19 protein-coding genes are annotated in these 19,760 nt (G+C 56.1%); 8 read left to right on the top strand and 11 right to left on the bottom strand.

All coding sequences use genetic code 11. From position 1 onward, the window contains the following. Positions 1-87 precede the first annotated feature (87 nt). Positions 88-405, top strand: a complete 318-nt coding sequence (locus D8M23_RS05605; protein WP_126854019.1) for an ArsR/SmtB family transcription factor — start codon at positions 88-90, stop codon at positions 403-405. After that, complete coding sequence (locus tag D8M23_RS05610; RefSeq protein ID WP_126854020.1) at positions 402-872, top strand: SRPBCC domain-containing protein; 471 nt, start codon at positions 402-404, stop codon at positions 870-872. The genes D8M23_RS05605 and D8M23_RS05610 overlap by 4 nt, the downstream gene beginning before the upstream one ends. Positions 873-1,005: 133 nt before the next feature. Here the strand turns inward: D8M23_RS05610 and D8M23_RS05615 are convergent, their stop codons facing one another. Both D8M23_RS05615 and D8M23_RS05620 read right to left on the bottom strand, forming a co-directional pair. Continuing rightward, positions 1,006-1,434 (bottom strand): hypothetical protein, encoded by a 429-nt coding sequence (locus D8M23_RS05615; protein WP_023133871.1) that lies wholly within the window; start codon positions 1,432-1,434, stop codon positions 1,006-1,008. A 128-nt stretch (positions 1,435-1,562) separates the two neighbouring features. Beyond that, positions 1,563-2,309, bottom strand: coding sequence for an SDR family NAD(P)-dependent oxidoreductase (locus D8M23_RS05620; protein WP_238693774.1), 747 nt, complete (start codon positions 2,307-2,309; stop codon positions 1,563-1,565). 311 nt (positions 2,310-2,620) lie between these two features. On the opposite strand from D8M23_RS05620, the gene D8M23_RS05625 reads away from it, so the two are divergent. From D8M23_RS05625 to D8M23_RS05650, 6 genes are all read left to right on the top strand, one after another. Further along, the gene (locus D8M23_RS05625) at positions 2,621-3,079 is read left to right on the top strand and encodes a MarR family winged helix-turn-helix transcriptional regulator (protein WP_126854022.1); all 459 of its coding nucleotides are present in this window, start codon (positions 2,621-2,623) and stop codon (positions 3,077-3,079) included. An 89-nt stretch (positions 3,080-3,168) separates the two neighbouring features. After that, positions 3,169-3,792, top strand: a complete 624-nt coding sequence (locus tag D8M23_RS05630; RefSeq protein WP_126854023.1) for a DsbA family oxidoreductase — start codon at positions 3,169-3,171, stop codon at positions 3,790-3,792. Next, positions 3,785-4,276, top strand: coding sequence for a nucleoside deaminase (locus D8M23_RS05635; RefSeq protein ID WP_126854024.1), 492 nt, complete (start codon positions 3,785-3,787; stop codon positions 4,274-4,276). The genes D8M23_RS05630 and D8M23_RS05635 overlap by 8 nt, the downstream gene beginning before the upstream one ends. A gap of 33 nt (positions 4,277-4,309) precedes the next feature. Next, positions 4,310-4,630 (top strand): DMT family transporter, encoded by a 321-nt coding sequence (locus tag D8M23_RS05640; protein WP_126854025.1) that lies wholly within the window; start codon positions 4,310-4,312, stop codon positions 4,628-4,630. A gap of 30 nt (positions 4,631-4,660) precedes the next feature. Next, a complete protein-coding gene (locus tag D8M23_RS05645) occupies positions 4,661-5,056 on the top strand; it encodes a DMT family transporter (protein ID WP_126854026.1) in 396 nt (131 codons plus the stop codon). A 207-nt stretch (positions 5,057-5,263) separates the two neighbouring features. Then, a complete protein-coding gene (locus tag D8M23_RS05650; RefSeq protein ID WP_126854027.1) occupies positions 5,264-7,465 on the top strand; it encodes a S9 family peptidase in 2,202 nt (733 codons plus the stop codon). 248 nt (positions 7,466-7,713) lie between these two features. Here the strand turns inward: D8M23_RS05650 and D8M23_RS05655 are convergent, their stop codons facing one another. From D8M23_RS05655 to D8M23_RS05695, 9 genes are all read right to left on the bottom strand, one after another. After that, the gene (locus D8M23_RS05655) at positions 7,714-9,348 is read right to left on the bottom strand and encodes an ATP-binding cassette domain-containing protein (protein WP_238693775.1); all 1,635 of its coding nucleotides are present in this window, start codon (positions 9,346-9,348) and stop codon (positions 7,714-7,716) included. 239 nt (positions 9,349-9,587) lie between these two features. After that, entirely contained in the window at positions 9,588-11,093 is a 1,506-nt protein-coding gene (gene gatB / locus D8M23_RS05660) for an Asp-tRNA(Asn)/Glu-tRNA(Gln) amidotransferase subunit GatB (RefSeq protein ID WP_006888206.1), read from the bottom strand. Then, positions 11,093-12,691: an Asp-tRNA(Asn)/Glu-tRNA(Gln) amidotransferase subunit GatA gene (gene gatA, locus D8M23_RS05665; protein WP_037232795.1), complete on the bottom strand. Its 1,599-nt coding sequence runs from the start codon at positions 12,689-12,691 to the stop codon at positions 11,093-11,095. The genes gatB and gatA overlap by 1 nt, the downstream gene beginning before the upstream one ends. Before the next feature lie 10 nt (positions 12,692-12,701). Next, entirely contained in the window at positions 12,702-12,998 is a 297-nt protein-coding gene (gatC, locus tag D8M23_RS05670) for an Asp-tRNA(Asn)/Glu-tRNA(Gln) amidotransferase subunit GatC (RefSeq protein WP_006888268.1), read from the bottom strand. 191 nt (positions 12,999-13,189) lie between these two features. Then, entirely contained in the window at positions 13,190-13,924 is a 735-nt protein-coding gene (locus tag D8M23_RS05675; protein WP_126854029.1) for a LysM peptidoglycan-binding domain-containing protein, read from the bottom strand. A gap of 739 nt (positions 13,925-14,663) precedes the next feature. Next, positions 14,664-16,853 (bottom strand): NAD-dependent DNA ligase LigA, encoded by a 2,190-nt coding sequence (gene ligA, locus D8M23_RS05680; RefSeq protein ID WP_238693824.1) that lies wholly within the window; start codon positions 16,851-16,853, stop codon positions 14,664-14,666. Between the two features lie 170 nt (positions 16,854-17,023). After that, positions 17,024-17,920: a PP2C family protein-serine/threonine phosphatase gene (locus D8M23_RS05685; protein ID WP_126854031.1), complete on the bottom strand. Its 897-nt coding sequence runs from the start codon at positions 17,918-17,920 to the stop codon at positions 17,024-17,026. Continuing rightward, the gene (locus D8M23_RS05690; RefSeq protein ID WP_126854032.1) at positions 17,920-19,050 is read right to left on the bottom strand and encodes an adenylate/guanylate cyclase domain-containing protein; all 1,131 of its coding nucleotides are present in this window, start codon (positions 19,048-19,050) and stop codon (positions 17,920-17,922) included. The genes D8M23_RS05685 and D8M23_RS05690 overlap by 1 nt, the downstream gene beginning before the upstream one ends. 207 nt (positions 19,051-19,257) lie before the next feature. After that, on the bottom strand, positions 19,258-19,755 hold the full coding sequence (locus D8M23_RS05695; RefSeq protein WP_006888105.1) for a hypothetical protein: 498 nt from the start codon (positions 19,753-19,755) through the stop codon (positions 19,258-19,260). Between the last annotated feature and the right edge of the window lie 5 nt (positions 19,756-19,760).

Here is a 19,760-nt window from a genome sequence, read left to right on the forward strand (position 1 = left end):
CCTTCTCAACCAAAAATCCGCTGCTTGTGTGTACCCGGAATAACCCCACCCTTGACAGGTGACTATATAGTCACATATTCTCGTGCTATGGATGATGCAGTTTTCAAAGCTCTCGCAGACCCCACCCGCAGAAAACTGCTCGATAAGCTCTACACCACCGGCGGCCTCACCCAGGGACAGCTTGAAGAAGGTCTGGGAATGACTCGCTTCGGAGTGGCCAAGCATCTGCGCATCCTCGAAGAAGCAAATCTTGTGATCACACAGCGCTCAGGCCGCAAAAAACTCCACTACCTCAACGCTGTGCCGATTCGCCGCATCCACGACCGTTGGATCGATAAATACACCGCCCACCAAAGTTCAGCACTTCTTGACCTGCAGAAGAATTTAGAGGAGGAAGAATCATGAGCACCGCCGATAACCCAAACACTCCCCCACGTCCCCAGAGGATTATCAGCTCGGTAATTATTCAAAACACCCCGCCGCAGCGCGTGTGGGAGGCGATCACCCAGCCCGATTTCACCTCTCAGTATTTCTTTGGTTCGCGGGTTGAAGTCACCGAGGACGAGCCGGGTCGCCTGCGCTACCTTTCCCCAGATGGGAAGGAAGTTTGGGGAGACGGCGCGATTCTGGAGTCTGACCCACCGCGACTTCTCGTCGTAGAGTGGCGCTCGCTTTATCTTCCCGATGCGGCACACGAACCGGCAAGCCGCGTTACCTGGCAGCTTGAGCCGTGGACGGATGGTGCCACAAAACTCACGGTCACCCACGACTGCCTAGAAGACTCTCCCGTTACGGCGCAGAATGTGGGCTCACCTCGGGGCTGGTCGTTTGTGCTGGCGGGCCTTAAACGAGTTCTGGAAACTGGCGAATAAAACCCCACGCCTCCTGCGAGCAGGTGGTTTTTGTCCAGAGCAGGTAGGAAAATTCTATCCACTCAGCCAAAAACCACCTGCTCGGGAGGGCGCAGAAACCGTGCGCATCTGGACGCAAAAGTATTGAAGGGCGCTAGAAAGCCTCAGGTGTCTGCCAGGAGATCGTGCGGGGAACATCCTCGAAAAAGAAGAAAGAAATATTAAATTCCGGCAGTTCCACCGTCACGGAACCAACCTCTGCCGCTATGCCCCGTTCTCTCAGCTGAGCCACGAGTTCTTCGGCAGAAAGCCCAGCCAGAGGCAGCCCCTCAAAAGAGAATTCATCGCCATCAGCCCATGAAATTTCAATCAGAGAAACAAGGTCGTCTTCTCCAAGTTGGCATGCGATACTACTATGTTCTGAGCCTTCAAGAGCGAGACGACTATGAAGTGTACGGATGCTCCTGTCTGTGCCCGGCAGATCGGTAACTACCATCCTCGGCTCCGGGAGTTTCTGCCCGTAGAATTCAATCTTCTGCCCTAGAGGAAAACCGGGAAAGCCCTCGCGTTTAAAGTCGTACATGTGTGACTCCTCAAGATGTGTGCCTCTCACACCATAAAGTTTTGCCGCGAGCAGGTGGTTTTTGGTACGAGCAGGTAGGATTTTTCTACCTGCTCGGTCAAATCCTACCTGCTCGCGGGCGTCAGGATTTAGAGCTTATCGCCCATTGAGACGTCGATAATCTGCCCGGTAATTGTTTGCGATGCGTTCTGAGTCAGCAGACCAATTACTTCTGCGACGTCCTCAGGCTGGGTAACCTTCTTCATCGCGTTGCCGGATTTCACGAATTCGGCTGCCTCCGCATTATCGCGCAGCCAGGTAGCGTTAATATCGGTATCGACCACGCCGGGTGCCACAAGGTTCACCGTAATCCCCTGAGGACCAAGCTCAACCGCCATATTCCGCACTAGGTATTCCAGTGCAATCTTACTCATGCCGTAGCCCGTCATGGCAGGGAACGCGTAGCGAGTCAGCACCGAGCCGGTAAAAATATAACGCCCGCCCGGTGCGCTCATGAGCGGCACCAGCCCGGCGGCAAGTTCGTAGGGGGCAACCGTATTAATCTGCAGCAGATTACGCAGAGCCTCTCCATCGAGCTCCTGGAAGGTTCCCTGCGTGCCAACACCTGCGTTGAGCACCGCAACGTCGAGGGTATCCGCGCCCAGCGCATCCTTCACGTGAGTTAAGAGGGCAGAAACGGACTGCGGGTCTGAGAAATCAGCCTGTACAGGTGTTACTTTTACTCCGTGCTCGGATGCGGCAGCCTCTACCTCGCTAAAGTCCGGGTTCTCCGCGCGGTGCTGTGCAATCACGTGGTACCCCAGCTGCGCCAGTCGAACCGCGGTGGCTTTACCAATACCGCGGCTTGCGCCGGTGACGAGAGCAATCTGTGCCATTTTTCCTCCTTGTATGAGCTGTGAAAGACGCTGAAAGTTCAGCATCACCTTTCAGCATAGTGAAATGGAAGTTGAGCTGTCTATCAAGGGGCACTGCGCACATCCCCAGAACGGCATCGACAGATACGCCGCTGCACTATAATTCTGTTTTCTCGTCGCAGAACAATAATGAATTCCATCTCTCCCACATGGTGGTAATAAATTTTTCTCAGAATTCTCTTGAGATATATAACTACACGTCGTATATTCATGTATGTACATGAATTAAAAGTACTGTTGGCGAGTACAGCCAAGAGCTCAAGGAGGTTCGCATGGCACACAGTAACCAATCGCCGCTTCTAAAGACATCCTGGGAGCAAGTCGCGGCAGCGGTCAGTGCTATTGATGCCTCCGTCGGTAAATGGCTTGCAGCGCAGCACAACATTGGACTAACCGAATATCGTGCACTTGAGCATATCAACGCTTCCCCCACGCACGAGTTGCGCATTACAGAACTCGCTCAGAAACTTGGTCTCAATCAAAGCTCTGTCACCCGCCTTGTGGGACGCATGGAGGATAAAAATCTAGCATTTCGAGACACCTGTCCTGATGACGCACGCGGCATCTTTGCAGTTATCACCGACCACGGGCTTGAGACTGTAGCACACATCCAAACGGCTTACGAAGCGAAAATTCAAGAAATTTTGAAGGATGCCACCCAGCAATTCCCTCATCTAGAGGGCCCGTCCTTAAGCTCAGCTTTCCAAAAAGTTGGCAGATTAATCGCCTAAACACACTTCTTTTACTGAGTGAGGTAATTTTTATCTAAATACATGTATGTGCATACATCTATAAGAGTGTTTCCGCGAAAGGAGCTGCTATGAGTACCACCGTCGAAGTCTTCATAGACTATGTGTGCCCGTTCTGTTTTCTGGTGGAAGGCACAATTGATGAACTCAAACGTGAATGCGATGTGAACCTGGGTATTCGCCCATTTGAGCTTCGCCCGAAGCCCATTCCCACGCTGCGCCCGGAAGACGATTATCTACCGCGAATATGGAAGGATTCCGTCTATCCGATGTCGCATCAGGTGGGCATTCCAATTTCTCTTCCCAGCGTATCGCCGCAGCCACGAACACAGAAGGCTTTCATGGTTCTTCAGCTCGCCCAAGAACATGGCCTTGGCGAAGAATACTCGCACGCAATATTCAAGGCATTCTTCCAAGAGGACCGAAATATTGGTGACGATGCGGTCATTATCGACGCTGCCGTATCGGTCGGACTCACCGCCCATGAGGTACAACAGGCTCTGCTGAATGAGGCACGCCGGATCCAACACGCCGCTGATCAGAACTACGCTGCACAAGTGGTTGGTATTACGTCGGTTCCTAGTTTTCGAGTTAACGACCATCTTGTGGTCGGTGTTCCAAGCGCCACCCGGATTAAGAAAATCGTCAATATATTGAGTAGCCGCGACCCCGCGCAGGAGAAACGCAATGACTAAACATACAACGCTACACACCATCATGGTTGAGGCGGTTCACCAATGCATTCAGCACGTTGATTCCGGAGGTCTGCCCTTTGTAGGCGTCGTTGTTCAGAGCGGAGTCGCTGTTTCTAACTTTGGGTTTAACCGTGTCTACGAAACCGGTGATGCGAGCGCTCACGCTGAGGTTGTTGCCATGCGCGATGCCATGTCACGACTCAAATGTTCCAATCTTTCAGGAACCGTTCTTCTTGCCACGGGTGAGCCCTGCGGGCTGTGTTACCGTTTCGCGCAAAACTGCGGGATTGACGCCATATACGTTGCGGCAGACCGTGAAGAGGCTGCCAGCTGGGGGTTCGATTACCGCTCCAGTTACGCTCTTTTCGGCATCACCGATGATATGCGAGCACAGTTTTACCGTGCTCTGCCGGTTCCGGATAGGTATGAACCTTTTGCGCGGTATTTAGAGATTTCGGGCGGGCACACATCCGACCTCGAATAATTTTTTATCTGTTATATCTGAAAGGACTGATCCATGAGCTGGATTTTTATCGCCATTGCTGTGGTTTTTGAGGTGACGGTAGGTATCGCGGCTGGTAAGGCGCAGGGTTTTAAAAACATTCCCTGGACCGCCACGACTCTTATTGCTGGCGCATTAGGAACCTATTTTCTGAGTCTAGCTCTTCTGAGCTTTGACGTGGGGGTAGGATACGCCATCTGGACCTCCGTATCTGGGGTGGGAATTGTGGTCGTAGGGGCTCTATTTTTGGGTCAGCAGCTCACATGGAGCAAACTCCTGGGTATCTTGGTTGTCATTGCTGGCGTCATCGGACTTAACCTCGCTGGTTCTCTCTAAAATTTTTAGACTTTGAAGGGAAGTGTTCTCATGACTTCACGAAATTCAGATGATTCTGTACAGAATCGGCAGAAAAGTCGAGCCTGGGGCGCTCTGCTACTGGCTGGCGGTTTTGAGGTTGGCTACGCCCTGAGCGTGAACGGCAGCCAAGGATTTACGAATCTTGCGTGGTCGCTCATTGCTTTAGTGTTCTTCCTGTGCACGCTATTCTTCCTGAGCGTCGCGTTAAAGAAGGTCGATGTTGGAATCGGCTACGCGGTCTGGGCAGGTATCGGTTCCGTGGGAGCCGCCCTGCTGGGACCGGTGTTCTTTGATGAAGTGCTCACTCCTGCAAAGGCCTTCTGGCTCGCCGTCATTATCGCGGGAGTTATCTGGCTCAAACTGGCTGACAGCCCGACGCTGAGGAAACGGAACTCACACGGCTAAAACCGACGGGGCGCAACAAGATTCAGCCTGCTCGTGGCGCGTACTGCCAAGGCAGGCTGAATGACTACATACACCCCATGTTGGTTACTGAGATATTACGCCAAAACTCTATAGATCTAGGCAGTAATTCACCTCTCAAGTCGCTACACTAGAGAACAAGCTAAAAAGGATTCATTTCCTATAATCAAGCCTGAATCAAGGAGCCCCATGAGCGACGCATCGAACACCACACCGGCAGAAGAAGTTCCCCTCGTCCCCGTCCCTAAAAAGGTTGAGCATATTCGTGAGTATCACGGTGATACTTTTATCGACCATTACGAGTGGATGCGCGATAAAGAAGACCAGGAAGTCCTCGACTACCTGAACGCGGAGGCAGACTACACCGCCGCCGTCACAGCGGATCAGCAGCCGCTACGCGAGAGCATCTTTGAGGAGATCAAGTCTCGCACCCTGCTCACAGATTTGACGGTTCCGAATCGCATCGGCGATTGGTGGTATTACAGCCGCATGGTTCCCGGCGGTCAGTACCCGATTTTCTACCGTTACCCTGCCCTGCATGAGGGCGACGAGGTGGTGCGCTACACTCCCCCGGTTATTAAGCCCGGCGAGCCACTGGAAGGCGAATCGGTGGTGCTTGACTGCAATGAGTATGCCAAAGACATGGAGTTCTTCGCACTCGGTGTGTTCCAGCCTTCACGTAACGGTAAGCTCCTGAGCATTTCTGTGGACGAGAAGGGCGACGAACGTTACGAGCAGCGTTTCCTCAACCTGGAAACCGGCGAGTTCCTGCCCGATACCATCCCGAATATTAGCGGTGGGTCGTTCTTCATTAACCATGCGCAGCAGCTCGTGTACACGGTGCCGGACGATTCGTGGCGGCCCTACCGCGTGTATGTGCACGATATTGGGGCGGGCACCAAAGACCACCTGATCTATGAGGAAACTGACCCCACCATGTGGCTGGGTTCTGCAATGAGCGCCGACCGTTCGTCCATCGTGCTCTCCAGCGGCAACTCCGAGTTTACCGAGGTTAGCCTGGTGCCTATTGCCGAGCCGAAGAGCACGCCGCGCGTGATCATTCCGAGGGATGCGCGCATTGAGTACCAGGCGGAGCCGATCACGATTGCCGGTGAAACCCATCTGCTGATTCAGCACGACTATAAGGCGCTGAACTCGGAGCTGGTGCTCGCCGATATGCCGCAGGACGGCGAATCTTTAGAGGAATATTCGAAGCGTTGGGTTCCGGTGATTCGCCACAGCGAAAATGTTCGCCTCGAAGGGTTCACACTCTCTGCGACCCACCTGGTGGTGACCGCCCGCGCGGATACAACCACCCGCCTGTTCCTTGCCCCGCGGGAGCAGCTGCCCGTGCAGTGGCGCCGCAAGAAGCCCGCAGGTATCACGTTCATGGAGCCTGCCGGGTTCGATGAGGAACTGTACACCGCTGGCGTGCTGCGTGCCGAGAACTATTCCCCGGTTATCCGTATCGCCTACACCTCATTCCTAACTCCGCGCCGTGTATACGATTATTTCCCCATGTCGCAGACCCTGCTTCTGCGCCGCGAGACCCCGGTGCTTGGGGGTTATCAGCGTGAGGATTATCGCGCCTACCGTGACTGGGCACCCGCCTCCGATGGAACCCTCATCCCCATCTCGGTGATTCACCGTGCCGATCTTGACCTGACGCAGCCCCATCCGGTGCTTCAGTACGCTTACGGATCCTACGAAATTTCGATGGACCCCATGTTCTCCATCCCCACACTGTCGATTCTGGACCGCGGGGTGGTGTACGTGATTGCGCATATTCGCGGTGGCGGCGAGATGGGGCGCACCTGGTACCTCAACGGCAAGAAGCTTCACAAGAAGAACTCATTCACTGATTTTGTGGATGTCACTGATTACCTGGCGACCAAGCCGTGGGCAGATCCTGCGCGTATCGCCTGCTACGGTGGTTCCGCGGGCGGGTTGCTCATGGGTGCCGTGCTGAACCTGGCTCCTGAGAAATATGCGGTCTCAATCGCCCAGGTTCCCTTCGTGGATGCGCTCACCACCATCCTTGACCCTGACCTGCCGCTTTCTGCTTTGGAATGGGAAGAATGGGGCAACCCCATTGAGGATAAGGAAGTGTACGAGTACATGAAGTCCTACACCCCCTACGAGAACATTCGCCCCGTGCGCTACCCCGCTATCGCGGCGGTGACCAGTCTGCACGATACGCGCGTGTTCTATGTGGAGCCCGCCAAATGGATTGCAAAACTGCGCGAAACCATCGACCCGTCATCCCCCACCCCACTGTTGAAGATCGACATGACCGGTGGACATGGAGGCGGTTCCGGGCGGTATACCCGCTGGCGTGAGATTGCTTGGGATTACGCCTTCATCCTCACACACCTAGGGATTACCAAATAAGCGGGTATACCCTTCCGCATGCAGATTTGGTACCTCGCGCGCTCGGAATCTGCATGCTCCAGCCCGCTGGCGTGAGATTGCTTGGGATTACGCCTTTATCCTGACAGACTTGGGGATTACCGAATAAGCGGGTATACCCTTCCGATGTGTCCTCTTCCTCGGGGCACAAAAAAAGGCTCTTTATTCGAATAAAGCGGCAAATAATACGCTTTATTCGAATAAAGAGCCTTTTTAGCAATTGGCTAGCACTAGGGATGCCCCACAAGCCCGCGTTCTAGGGCGGCCGCGTGCACATCATCCCAGGTTCCGGAGGCTACAAGCTCGCCGTCTTCCATCACAAGCACCTCATCGACCGCCGCCAAAACCTCGGGAACCGTACGGTGTGTAATGTAAACAAACCCTTCCATGCTCTCGAAAAGAGCACGCTCAACCCGTCCCGCCGTAGCGTGGTCCAGCCCAGTGGTGAGCTCATCCACAATGTAGAAAGAGCGTTCGTGCAGGAGCATACGTGCGAGTAAGATACGCTGTTTCTCCCCGCCGGAAAGCGACCTCAAATCGTCGCTCAGCATATAATCAAGACCCTTCGCGGAAACCCACTCGCCCAGACCTGCGCGCTCACAAGCCCTGAGAATCTGCACATCCGGCACCGACGGATCGTACAGGCGAATATTTTCGCGCAGGCTATCGTGCAGCAGATGACTGTCCTGCGCAAGCAGACCCAAGGAAGCGTGCATATCCTGTTCGGCAATCTCACGCAGATCGCGCACTTGCGCCGATTCGTGCACCTCAATAGTTCCGCTGTATTCGGGGTGATTTCCAAAAAGAGGTTTGAAAAGCGTAGATTTGCCCGAGCCGGATGCGCCAATCACCAGATACTTTTTACCAGTCTCAAACATGAAGCTCACACCACACCCCGCCGACTTTTCGCCCAACGGCTTGACGTCACGATAGGTAAATGCGTCCAGTGTGAGAGGCTCGCCCGGTCGGTCATCTTCCACAGCGGGTACTTCCGCATCAATCTTGTGAATAATCTCACGACCCGCATAATACTGGGTCAGCAAACCTGTAGACATAAACAGCGGCATACAGATCATACCGGTCAACTGGGCAAAAGCGACCACCTCGCCTACGCTCGATAGCCCCGAGAGCACCAACGCCCCACCGGCAAGCCACGTTCCCAAATACAGAAGTTTCGTGAACATACTATTGACGGCGTCTACACGCTCCTGTGTGCGCTGATAGCTCCGCGCCGCCACGTACCATTCACTCAATTCTTCAGAAAAGCGTTTAGCCACGAATGAGTATGCGCCCAGAATCTTCCACCCCAAAGCGCTGCGGAGCGCATCACCGCTGACCTCATTCAACGCGTCGGCCTGAGATGCATAAGCTTTTGTCACGGCACCAATACGTTTTCGAGTCAGCACCGGCATCAACCCCACCGGCAGGCTCAGCGCAAGAACGGCGCACGCCATGAACGGGTTCAGAATAAAAGCAGCCACAATGGCGAAGATAAGCTGCGCGGTGAGGTACCCGCCCCAGAAAATAACGTCAATATAGTTGGTTTTAATGCTTTCAAGCTGACTCGTGAACTGCGAAAAATAGTATTCGGAGCTCCTGCCCGTCAGCCGCGCTACGGGAGAAAGTCCGATGCGGCGGAACAGTTCTGCACGCAGATTATTCTGAATCTGCACCCCGGCAAGAGCGGCACGGTACTGGCGTACATAACGGAGAAACGCGTCAACAACAAGATATGTGGGCACAGCCGCAAGCATCCACGCAAAGAGGACGCGGTCATAAGATGTGACCGCATCAGTCAAGTATTTGATGATGACGCTCTCAAGAACCGAACTGGCCGACAAGATAAGGGTCAACGCTGTAAGCATGACAAGGGTTCTGCGTCTTAGGCTGCGCATAACCTTCATTGGTGTTCCTCTCCCTCACCCACTATGTTGTTCATCACTACTTTACCGTATAGGGTTAAACGCACCGCATATCTGCTATTGCCCCATGCTGCAACATAAAAAGGCTCTTTATGTGAATACAGCGGAGTTTCAAACGCTTGATTCACATAAAGAGCCTTTTTAGCCCTCAAACAGAGAGCCTTATCTGGGTTGGATCGGTTTTAGCCTTCCACGCCGCAGGCCTGCAGAATAAGCTCACGCACGCGAGCCGCATCCGCCTGGCCCCGGGTAGCCTTCATCACCTGGCCAACGATCGCACCAGCCGCCTGAACCTTACCGGCACGAATCTTATCGGCAACATCCGGCATGGCCGCCAAAGCCTCCTCAACGGCGGCGGTGAGCGCACCGTCGTCAGAAACCACGGCAAGACCGCGAGCCTCAACGATCTCGGCAGGCTTACCTTCGCCAGCGAGCACATGCTCCAGCACCTTACGGGCAATCTTGTCGTTAATCTTGCCCTCGGCGATCAGGGTCTCAAGCTCCACCACGGTTACAGGTTCAATACCCAGCGCGGTCAGCTCAACCTCGGCCTGCTTGGCCTGGCGGGCAATCTCACCCATCCACCACTTGCGGGCAGCGGATGCGCTCGCCCCGGCGGCAATAGTCTGCTCAATAACGTCAAGAGCGCCAGCGTTGACCACGTCACGGAACTCTTCATCCGAGTACCCCCACTCGTTCTTCAAGCGGCGGCGGCGCTCCGCGGGAGGCTCGGGCAGGCTTGCGCGTAGCTTCTCAATCCACTCGGTATTCGTCACGATCGGAACCAGGTCGGGCTCCGGGAAATACCGGTAGTCGTCGGCATCCGACTTGGGGCGGCCCGATGAGGTTTCGCGGGTATCCTCATGCCAGTGGCGGGTCTCCTGCAGCACCTTCTCGCCACGCTCCAAAATAGCGGCGTGGCGGCGAATCTCGTAGCGTACCGCACGCTCTACCGAGCGCAGGGAGTTCACGTTCTTCGTCTCCGAGCGGATACCGAATTTCTCGGCTCCCTTAGGCATGAGAGACACGTTCGCGTCGCATCGCACGTTACCGCGTTCCATGCGAGCGTCCGAAATACCTAGGCTTTTCACAATGTCACGGATCGCCGCAACATAGGCGCGTGCCAGCTCGGGGGCGCGCTCGCCCGCGCCCACAATCGGGCGGGTCACAATCTCAATCAGCGGCACACCGGCACGGTTGTAGTCCACCAGCGAGAACGCCGCACCCTGGATACGCCCGTCGGCACCGCCCACGTGGGTGAGCTTACCGGCGTCTTCTTCCATGTGGGCGCGCTCAATCTCGACGGTGAACACGGTGCCGTCTTCCAGCTCAACATCTAGCTTGCCGTTCTCAGCAATGGGGTCACGATGCTGGGAGGTTTGGAAGTTCTTCGGGGTGTCCGGGTAGAAGTAGTTCTTCCGGGCAAAATATGACAGCGGCGCAATATCGCATCCCAGAGCCAGGCCCAGTTTAATGCCTGACTCGACCGCTGCCTTATTCACCACCGGCAACACACCCGGCAGCCCCAGCGAGACGGGGGAAATATTCGTGTTGGGTTCATCACCAAACTCATTCGGGGCGGCGTCGAACATTTTAGTTTTGGTGTTCAGCTCAACGTGCACCTCGAACCCGAGCACCGGGTCATACTTCTCGATTGCTTCTTCGAAGCTGAGGATTTCTTCGCTCATTACTTGGTACCCCCAAAGTCAAAGTCGCGGATCAGGGTTTCGGTGTCGGGAACACGAGTGTAGAGCGGGGCGCCCCACTTCTCGGTCAGAAGCGTCTCAAGGCCCGCAGCCACACCATACAGGCGCGCATCCTGCCGAGCCGCAGCGGTGAACTGTATACCCACGGGCAGCCCGTCCTGGTGGTCAAGTCCGGCGGGTAGGGAAATAGCGGGAACACCCGCAAGGTTCACAGGGACGGTGGCAATATCACCCAGGTACATTGCCATGGGGTCGTCGGATTTCGTTTTCTCCCCCAACCTAAACGCGGTAGAGGGGGAGGTCGGGGACACCAGCACATCGCATTTTTCGAATGCGGCAGCGTAATCACGCTGGATGAGGGTGCGCACCCGCAGAGCCGCCCCATAGTAGGCATCGTAGTTACCGGCTGATAGGGCGTAGGTTCCCAGAATAATACGGCGTTTGGTCTCATCGCCGAACCCGGCCTCACGGGTTGCCGCCATGACGCGCTCAATGGTGACGGGGCCGTCTTCAGGCACCACACGCAGGCCGTAGCGCACACCGTCGTACTTCGCCAAGTTTGAAGACACTTCGGATGACATGATCAGGTAGTAGGCGCTGATTGCCTCACGCACCGAGGGCAGGGAGACCTCAACGATTTCGGCGCCAGCCTCCTCCAGAAGCCGCAACGAATCGGTAAAGCTGCCAATCACACGGTCCTGGAACCCTTCACCGGATCCGCCGCCCAGCTCTTTAATAACGCCCACACGTAGCCCTTTGAGGGAGGTGGGGTTCGCCCCGGCACGTGCCGCATCAGCGTAGGCTCCCACAGGCTCGTTCAAGGACGTGGAATCCATGGGGTCATGCCCGGCGATAACCTCGTGAAGCATCGCGGTGTCGAGTACGGTGCGGGCGCAGGGGCCCACCTGGTCTAGAGACGAGGCCATGGCGATTACACCATAGCGAGAAACCGAACCGTACGTCGGTTTCATGCCTACAGAGCCGGTGAAGGAAGCTGGCTGACGGATAGAACCGCCCGTGTCAGTACCAAGCGCCAGGGGTGCCTGGAAAGAAGCCACAGCGGCCGCTGAGCCGCCCCCAGAACCGCCCGGGGCACGGGTTAGGTCCCAAGGGTTACGCACTACACCGAACGCGGAGTGTTCGTTGGATGAGCCCATCGCGAACTCATCTAGGTTAGTTTTACCCAAAATTGGCATACGCGCCTGGCGCACCTTGCGGGTTACGGTGCCGTCGTAGGGGCTCATCCAGCCTTCCAGCATACGGGATGCTGCGGTGGTGGGCTGTCCTTTGGTCACGATCAGGTCTTTCACGCCGATCGGCACCCCAGCCAGCGGCGGGAGGGTTTCACCGGCGGAGCGGTCCGCGTCCACGGCGGCTGCTTCGGCAAGCGCCTGCTCAGCGTTAATGTGCAGAAAAGCGTTCAGACCGCTTTTGCCGTCCGCGCGGTTATCGCTCAATGCCTTACCGTCGGTTGCTTCAATACGGTCCAGGTGTGCCTGCGTGAGCTCTACCGCGCTGACCTCGCCCGAGGCTACCTTCTGGGCGGCTTCAGCGGCGGTAAGTTGAATCAGTTCGTTCACTTATTTTCCCTTAGTCTTCGTCGAGGATTGCGGGCACGCGGAACTTGCCGTCCTGCGCATCGGGTGCGCCTGAGAGCGCCTCTTCTTGGGTGAGGGTTTCCCCCACTACGTCTTCACGGAAAACGTTTGTCAGAGGGATGGGGTGGCTGGTTGCCGGGGTGTCAGAGGTAACGATCTCTGAGAGGTTTTCCACCGAACTAACGATAATATCGAGCTCCGTAGCCATAGCCGTGAGCTCGTCGTGGGTCATTTCGATGCGTGCCAGCTCAGCCAGGTGCTTAACCTGCTCAAAGGTGATGGCAGACATAGTTCTCCAAATAGGGGTTGGGGTTTATTCTCTTCTCTAGTGTAATGTAGCCCGGCGGGGTGCAGGTGTTTAATCGGGCACATTATGCGAGGGTTTATAGCAGAAAAATTGGCCCTCACCTTCCACAGGGGAAGATGAGAGCCAATTAATGCTTGGGGCTTAGCCCCTGAAGCTTATTGAGTGTCCCTGCCTTATGCGGGGATGTTCAGCACCTGGCCGGGGTAGATCAGGTCTACGTTCACAATGGTGCCGGGGTTAGCGGCAGCAATTGCGGGGTAGCCACCCTGCACACCGTATGCTGCTGCGATACCCGAGAGGGTGTCGCCAGCCTGAACGGTGTAGGTACCTGCTGCAGCGGGTGCTGCGGGAGCGGCGTAGGTTGCTGCGGGTGCCTGAGCGGCAGGAGCCTGTGCAGCCGGTGCCTCAGCAGCAGCAGCAGGTGCTGCGGGAGCCTGCTGAGCAGGTGCCTGGGTTGCCGGAGCCTGCGCAGCGGGAGCGGTGTAGCTCTCCTGTGCCTGCGCCTGGGTGTTTACCTGGCTCTGAGCTGCGGGTGCTTCGTAGTTCTGTGCAGTAGCGGATGCGCCAGCCTTGCCGTAGAGGCCCAGCTTAGCCGAGCATGCGGGCCATGCGCCCCAACCCTGGACAGCGAGCAGACGCTCTGCTGCCTGAATCTGCTGCTCACGGGAAGCGCCGTTGGGGGAGCCGGCCATGCCGACACCGTTCCAGGACTGCTGGGTGAACTGCAGACCGCCGTAGAAGCCGTTACCGGTGTTGATGGACCAGTTACCACCGGACTCGCACTGTGCCAGTGCGTCCCAGGTAGCGGAATCTGCTGCGTTTGCTGCGGGAACAGACATGGTTGCTGCGACTGCACCGCCAACGGCAAGAGCGGCAGCGGTACGGCGTACGGTGGAAGTGTTCTTCATAATGCTCCAAGAGGGCCACCCACGCTCACTCCGTCCCCGGAGTTCTAACGCGTTGCCATTCACCCTTGATTAACGTCGGTTACTCATTGTGCGGTTCTACCCGTGAATGGCGTTCCATCGTTTCCATGCGCCCGGATGCCCGTATGGGCCTGTGGGTCGGACGCATTTCCCCGATGGGGGTGTGCGGTAGAACCTGGCATCAGTTCGGGAACGTATCCCGAAAAGAATCTTTCTGATAAACAAAGATAACGGAGAAACCTTAAGATGCCAACCTCAGAACGATGATCTGAGCGCTTTCAGCGAACATTTCAGATTCTTTCAGCAAACTCCCAGGTTCTTATTTACTCGTTTCAATTAGACATTTACCTCTCCCCTGCCCCCGGGTTTTGAACTGCTATGGCAGGGAAGTGCTGTAGAAAGATTCTTCTTTTAAATCGTTGCTGGGCACCCCACCTATCCTCCTTATATATCCGCCAAAAAATTTTTAAAAATTTTTTAAGGCCCTTCGCCCTGAGCATGTTTTTAACGTTTTTATGTGCAAAATACGGTATGGGTTACCTAAGTTTAAGGGGATTTTTGCCCTGTTTTACCGTTCGGGGACCGTACCAATTTAATTGGGACGTTTTAGCACCAGCATAAAGCCGCCGGGACCCGCACAATGACAGCTCACAAGCTATCCACTGCACAGGTACCCGACGGCTCAACCGCGATAAAGAGGCGTCTGTCTTAACCGCCGCCATTACGCTTGTTCAATATCCGGGTCAAAAGCACTCGGGCCCTGCGTTAGCAGTTTCTTAAACCCATCCTCATCAAGCACAGTAATCCCCAGCGATTCCGCCTTATCAAGTTTGGAGCCTGCCGAGGCTCCGGCGACTACAAAATGAGTTTTCTTCGATACAGAGCCTGAAGCGCGGCCGCCGCGAACAATAATTGCCTCCTTGGCGCTATCGCGCGTGAAATCGTTCAGCGTTCCGGTAACCACCACAGTCACACCCTCAAGGGTGCGTTCGATGGACTCATCACGTTCGTCCTGCATGCGCACCCCGGCCTGTGCCCAACGGTTCACTACTTCGGCGTGCCAGTCCACCGCGAACCAGTTAATAATCGAGTCGGCGATCGTACCGCCCACACCATCCACGGCCGCTAGACGGTCGCGGTCAGCCGCACGGATCGCATCCATTGACCCAAACTCGGTGGCAAGCGCACGTGCCGCAGTGGGGCCCACATGCCGGATCGACAGGGCAACAAGCACACGCCACAGCGGCTGCTGCTTAGCTTTCTGAAGCTCAACAAACAGGTTGCGGGTGTTCTTCGTCGGTGCGGAGGGCCTTTTCGCGGTCCCTTTACTCCAGAAGTAAGGCACCAGCTCAGTTTTGCCGGTTCCTACCCCCTTCACTTTTTTCTCCCGCTCAATCTTGACCTCACGCAGGTCCTCTTCGGTCAGGTCGAAGAGGAACGCCTCACTGCGCAGCGGCGGCTCCGCCGGCTCTGCGGGAGCGGTGAGTGCTTTAGCTGCCTCAAACCCCAGCGCCTCAATATCAAAAGCCGCGCGGGAGGCAGCATAGTAGATACGCTCGGTCAGCTGCGCCGGGCAAGATTGCGGGTTGGTGCACCGCAAATCCACGTCTCCCTCTTTACCCGGGGCAAGAGGTGAACCGCAGGAAGGGCAGAGCGTGGGCATCACGAACTCTCGTTCGCTGCCGTCGCGTAAGGCCACTACCGGGCCCACAATCTCGGGGATAACATCGCCAGCCTTGCGCAGCACCACGGTATCACCAATAAGTACCCCCTTAGCCTTCACCACATCCTGATTGTGTAAGGTGGCGTGCTCGACGGTTGAGCCTGACACGAGCACAGGTTCCATCACACCGTAAGGGGTAACCCTGCCGGTGCGTCCCACATCCACCCGGATATCCAGCAGCTTAGTATTTACCTCTTCCGGCGGATATTTATACGCCACCGCCCAGCGCGGCACACGCGAGGTGTACCCCAGCTGCCGCTGGGTAGCGAAATCATTAATCTTAATGACGATACCGTCAATCTCGTGCACCAGTGAGTGACGCTGCTGCCCATACCGTTCAATATAGGCAAAAATATCCTCCACTGCCGTAAAGGTCTCGGTGTACGGGCTCACCGGAAGCCCCCACGAGGCAAGCAGCTCATACACCTCAGACTGGGTCTCAATCCCCAGCCCTTGGGAGGACCCGATACCGTGCACATACATGCTCAGCGGTCGCTGGGCGGTAACCGCCGCGTCTTTCTGCCGCAAAGAGCCCGCCGCCGCATTACGCGGGTTCGCAAACGGGTTCTTGCCCTCAGCCACAATCTTTTCGTTCAGCGCTTTAAAATCGGCGGACGAGATGAACACTTCTCCGCGTATCTCGATCTCCTCGGGGTGGTTCTGCCCGGAAAGCCGCTGCGGGATGGTGGCGATGGTTCGCACATTGTGCGTCACGTCCTCGCCCGTGGTGCCGTCCCCGCGAGTTGCTGCGCGTACTAGGGCACCATTGCGGTACAGCAGGTTCACCGCAAGCCCATCAATTTTCAGCTCGGTCAGCCAGGTGGGGTTCTTGCCCGAAATAGCTTGCGAGTTTTCCTGCGCCTTCGTGAGCCAGGCACGCAGTTCCTCGTCTGAGAACACATCCTCCAGCGAGTACATGCGGGCGCGGTGAGTCACCGGTGCAAACGCCGAGGATGCCTCCCCGCCCACTTCCTGGGTGGGAGAGTCATTCGCCACCAGTTCGGGATAGAGCGCCTCAACTTCTTCAAGACGACGGTAGAGGACATCGTACGCAGCATCAGAAATCGTGGGGGCATCATCCGTGTAGTAGGCGCGGCGAGCATCACGCACATCATCAATAAGCTGCGCATACTCATCACGGATTTCAGGGGTGAGAGACACCTCAGCGGACGCGGATTCTGGGCTAATAGAAGAGTTTTTTTCAGTCACACCAACAAGTCTAGCCGCTGGATTCGGTCAGTGAGAGGCCCGCGGTCATGCGACAACATTCTCAGGCTATAAACGTTGAGTGCGTAAGCCCCAGCAGGTTGTGCTCACCGAGCCACAAACCCACCTGCGCCGTGCGATAGCGTAGTTTATCAGTCTTCATCCGGGACGATCGCGTCAGCCACGATTACCGTAATATTGTCCCGCCCGCCCGAACGTAGCGCCTCATACTGCAGCACATCCGCAGCATCCTGAGGGTGCCGCACCGACGTGAGCACCCGCGCCATATACTCATGCGAGAGCTCACCCGATAATCCATCCGAGCACAGCATCACGCGGTCGCCCTCATGCGCCGGGAAAACCCAGAAGTCAGGCTCCCAATAGTTGCCTGTACCCAACGCTCGGGTAATCACATTACGACGCGGGTGGGTTAGTGCCTCAAGCTGCGTAATCTGCCCCTCATCCACCAGGTACTGAACCTCCGAATGATCGGCAGTCACCTGCTCCAGCGAGGCGCTGCCGGCATTACCGGGCAGCATTTCCATCTCGGAGTGGTGGAACCCCTCCTGCTCACGCACCAGCCGGTAGGTACGGGAATCCCCCACGTTAAAGATCACCCAAAGCTGCTGAGCCCCGATACGTGTGAGCCAGGCACCTGTAACCGTGGTGCCCCCAGCCTTAGAGAGTGCACCCTTAATCTGATCATTTGCCTCACCAATCAGGCTGCGTAGCCGCTCTAAGGTACGCAAAATCTCATTGTTCAGTTCGCTGGTTTTACGGCGGTTAGATTTACCCTTGTTCTCATCGTGAACGCGGCGCTCATAGTCTTCTTGCTCTTCGGGGCTCATGCCCCCGGGCAAGGTAAAAAAAGAAGAGTACGCCAGCTGCCGCACACACAGGCGCGAAGCGACTTCACCTGCCTCATGCCCGCCCATACCATCGGCCACCACGCACAGCGTCCCGGCCACAATCATGGAATCTTCGTTATTCTCCCGGTACACGCCGCGATGAGTAGCGCTGCCTGTGCGCATGTGAAGATTAGTGCTCATTACTGTGTACTCTCCATCGTATTATTGCTACCGAGACTAACACTTACGGTACCAATATTTCCAAAACTTCGTACATTTTTGGTGCCCTGTTCCGTAAGCCTAAAATAAGTCTCTGATTCGCGTAATACGTCAGCGGTTACCGAATCTGTCAGGGCCGTACCAGGTTCCGCGATAGACACGAGCCGTGAGGCAAGGTTCACACTCGAACCATACACATCGCCACGGCTGGCCAGCACCTCACCCCAAATAAACCCCACACGCACCCCGGGGATCTGTGGGTCACGGTCAAATGAGCGCACCAGTTCGCAACTGATCTCGGCAGCCGATTCGGGGGATTCTGTGAGGAAAAACGCCTCGTCCCCCAGGGTTTTAATAATGCGCCCGCGGCGGGGCACAATCACATCCAGGCAGCTCTGCTCAAAATGGTTAATAAGACGCGACAACTCACCTTTATCAAGCGAGCGCACTAACGAAGTGTACGAGACTATATCGACGAACCCCACCCCGCGCATGAGCGGCAGTTTGTGTGATTCACCGGGGTCACGGTTTTCCCGCAGGGCCAGACGCAGCACACCAGAGTACATCTGACGACGATACCCGTACATGGCGAGCTCTTCGAGGGCGGGCATCAGCTTAGGCAGTTTAAAGAGCAGGGTGCGGCGGGCCTGCGCGTCGCTGACGCCTTCGCGGGCGACAATATCATCAACAAGGCTTTCGATCTGCCAGGCCACAATCCGGTCGGTCAGCTGCCCTACCGAGCGCACGATCGACTGGGCGCTTTCAAAAGTAACTTCGCCTTCACGTTCTAGTTCAGCAATGGTACGCAGCAGCTGCACATCGCGGTCTGAGAAGTAGTGTTCTTCTGCGGGGGTGTCTGAGAACCCCATATTACGCCAGATTTTTCGGGCTTTCTGCGGGTCCATGCCGGCGGCTAAGGCGGCCTGCCGGTGGGTGTATCGAGGGCCTTCACCCAGAAGAGTTTTTTCGAGGGAACGCACGCCTTCTTTGGATTTTTCGTCCCGGTAAATATTGCTCTGTGATAGGTTCTGCAGAATTTTCAGGTTAAGCATCTGTGTTTCTGGTCCGTGGGTTACGGGCAGAGAGCTGGTGCTAGCGTTCCTATCGACCATTGCATCCCCTCCTTTCGGCGATGTACTGGTGGTTGACACCCAGTAAAACCGGTGTCACGTGCCTTATTTCACACTATAGGATACTCGGTTTATGCGGCAACCGCCTTAATAGACCCGCAGAACGATGGATATTTTCTTGTTGCTTGCGGGCCTGCACCCGCCCCCTGAACGGCGGGCGCCTTCAACTATCCGGGAGATAGCTCCCGTTTAGCCGTGGCGCATATACCCTGCTCGCAGCGGATAGTAGGTGCGCACTGAATGCTCCATAATGCGCAAAAACTTGTCGGGTTCGGGGACGTAGGTCAGCGGGATGCTGGTGCCCAGCAGTTCAACCTGCACCGACCCGTATCCCAGCCATTTGCCCATTTGCCCCTGCCTCTTCCAGCGGCGGCCCATCTGGTCGAGCCGCATGCCTTGGGTGGCGCGCATGCTCAGTAGCCCGTTGGTCATCATAAGCCGGTGGGTGGTGACAATGTACCGCCGACCCAGCCAGTACAGCAGCTTACGCACCGCCACAATAATGCTTATGAAGCTGAGAATAACGCCCAACCACGCCAGCAGGTTCGATGAACGTGCAGCCGAGCCGAAGCTCCAGGCGCAGGCTGCGAGCATAGCGTACCCCAGCACGGGAAGCAGCTTAATGGGGTGGGTTCGGGTGATGACGATCGTTCGTTCTGCCGGTAGTAGTTTTCCCCTGAATTTCATGGGTT

The organism is Rothia sp. HSID18067 (assembly GCF_003989445.1).
Taxonomy (GTDB): Bacteria; Actinomycetota; Actinomycetes; order Actinomycetales; family Micrococcaceae; genus Rothia; species Rothia aeria.

Coding starts and splice junctions, on each gene's coding strand:
- D8M23_RS05675 (WP_126854029.1), bottom strand. CDS start 13,924: ATGAAGAACACTTCCACCGTACGCCGTACCGCTGCCGCTCTTGCCGTT.
- D8M23_RS05685 (WP_126854031.1), bottom strand. CDS start 17,920: ATGAGCACTAATCTTCACATGCGCACAGGCAGCGCTACTCATCGCGGC.
- D8M23_RS05640 (WP_126854025.1), top strand. CDS start 4,310: ATGAGCTGGATTTTTATCGCCATTGCTGTGGTTTTTGAGGTGACGGTA.
- gatC (WP_006888268.1), bottom strand. CDS start 12,998: ATGTCTGCCATCACCTTTGAGCAGGTTAAGCACCTGGCTGAGCTGGCA.
- D8M23_RS05620 (WP_238693774.1), bottom strand. CDS start 2,309: ATGGCACAGATTGCTCTCGTCACCGGCGCAAGCCGCGGTATTGGTAAA.
- D8M23_RS05630 (WP_126854023.1), top strand. CDS start 3,169: ATGAGTACCACCGTCGAAGTCTTCATAGACTATGTGTGCCCGTTCTGT.
- D8M23_RS05655 (WP_238693775.1), bottom strand. CDS start 9,348: ATGCTTACAGCGTTGACCCTTATCTTGTCGGCCAGTTCGGTTCTTGAG.
- D8M23_RS05610 (WP_126854020.1), top strand. CDS start 402: ATGAGCACCGCCGATAACCCAAACACTCCCCCACGTCCCCAGAGGATT.
- D8M23_RS05605 (WP_126854019.1), top strand. CDS start 88: ATGGATGATGCAGTTTTCAAAGCTCTCGCAGACCCCACCCGCAGAAAA.
- D8M23_RS05690 (WP_126854032.1), bottom strand. CDS start 19,050: ATGGTCGATAGGAACGCTAGCACCAGCTCTCTGCCCGTAACCCACGGA.
- D8M23_RS05635 (WP_126854024.1), top strand. CDS start 3,785: ATGACTAAACATACAACGCTACACACCATCATGGTTGAGGCGGTTCAC.
- D8M23_RS05615 (WP_023133871.1), bottom strand. CDS start 1,434: ATGTACGACTTTAAACGCGAGGGCTTTCCCGGTTTTCCTCTAGGGCAG.
- D8M23_RS05650 (WP_126854027.1), top strand. CDS start 5,264: ATGAGCGACGCATCGAACACCACACCGGCAGAAGAAGTTCCCCTCGTC.
- gatB (WP_006888206.1), bottom strand. CDS start 11,093: ATGAGCGAAGAAATCCTCAGCTTCGAAGAAGCAATCGAGAAGTATGAC.
- D8M23_RS05645 (WP_126854026.1), top strand. CDS start 4,661: ATGACTTCACGAAATTCAGATGATTCTGTACAGAATCGGCAGAAAAGT.
- D8M23_RS05695 (WP_006888105.1), bottom strand. CDS start 19,755: ATGAAATTCAGGGGAAAACTACTACCGGCAGAACGAACGATCGTCATC.
- D8M23_RS05625 (WP_126854022.1), top strand. CDS start 2,621: ATGGCACACAGTAACCAATCGCCGCTTCTAAAGACATCCTGGGAGCAA.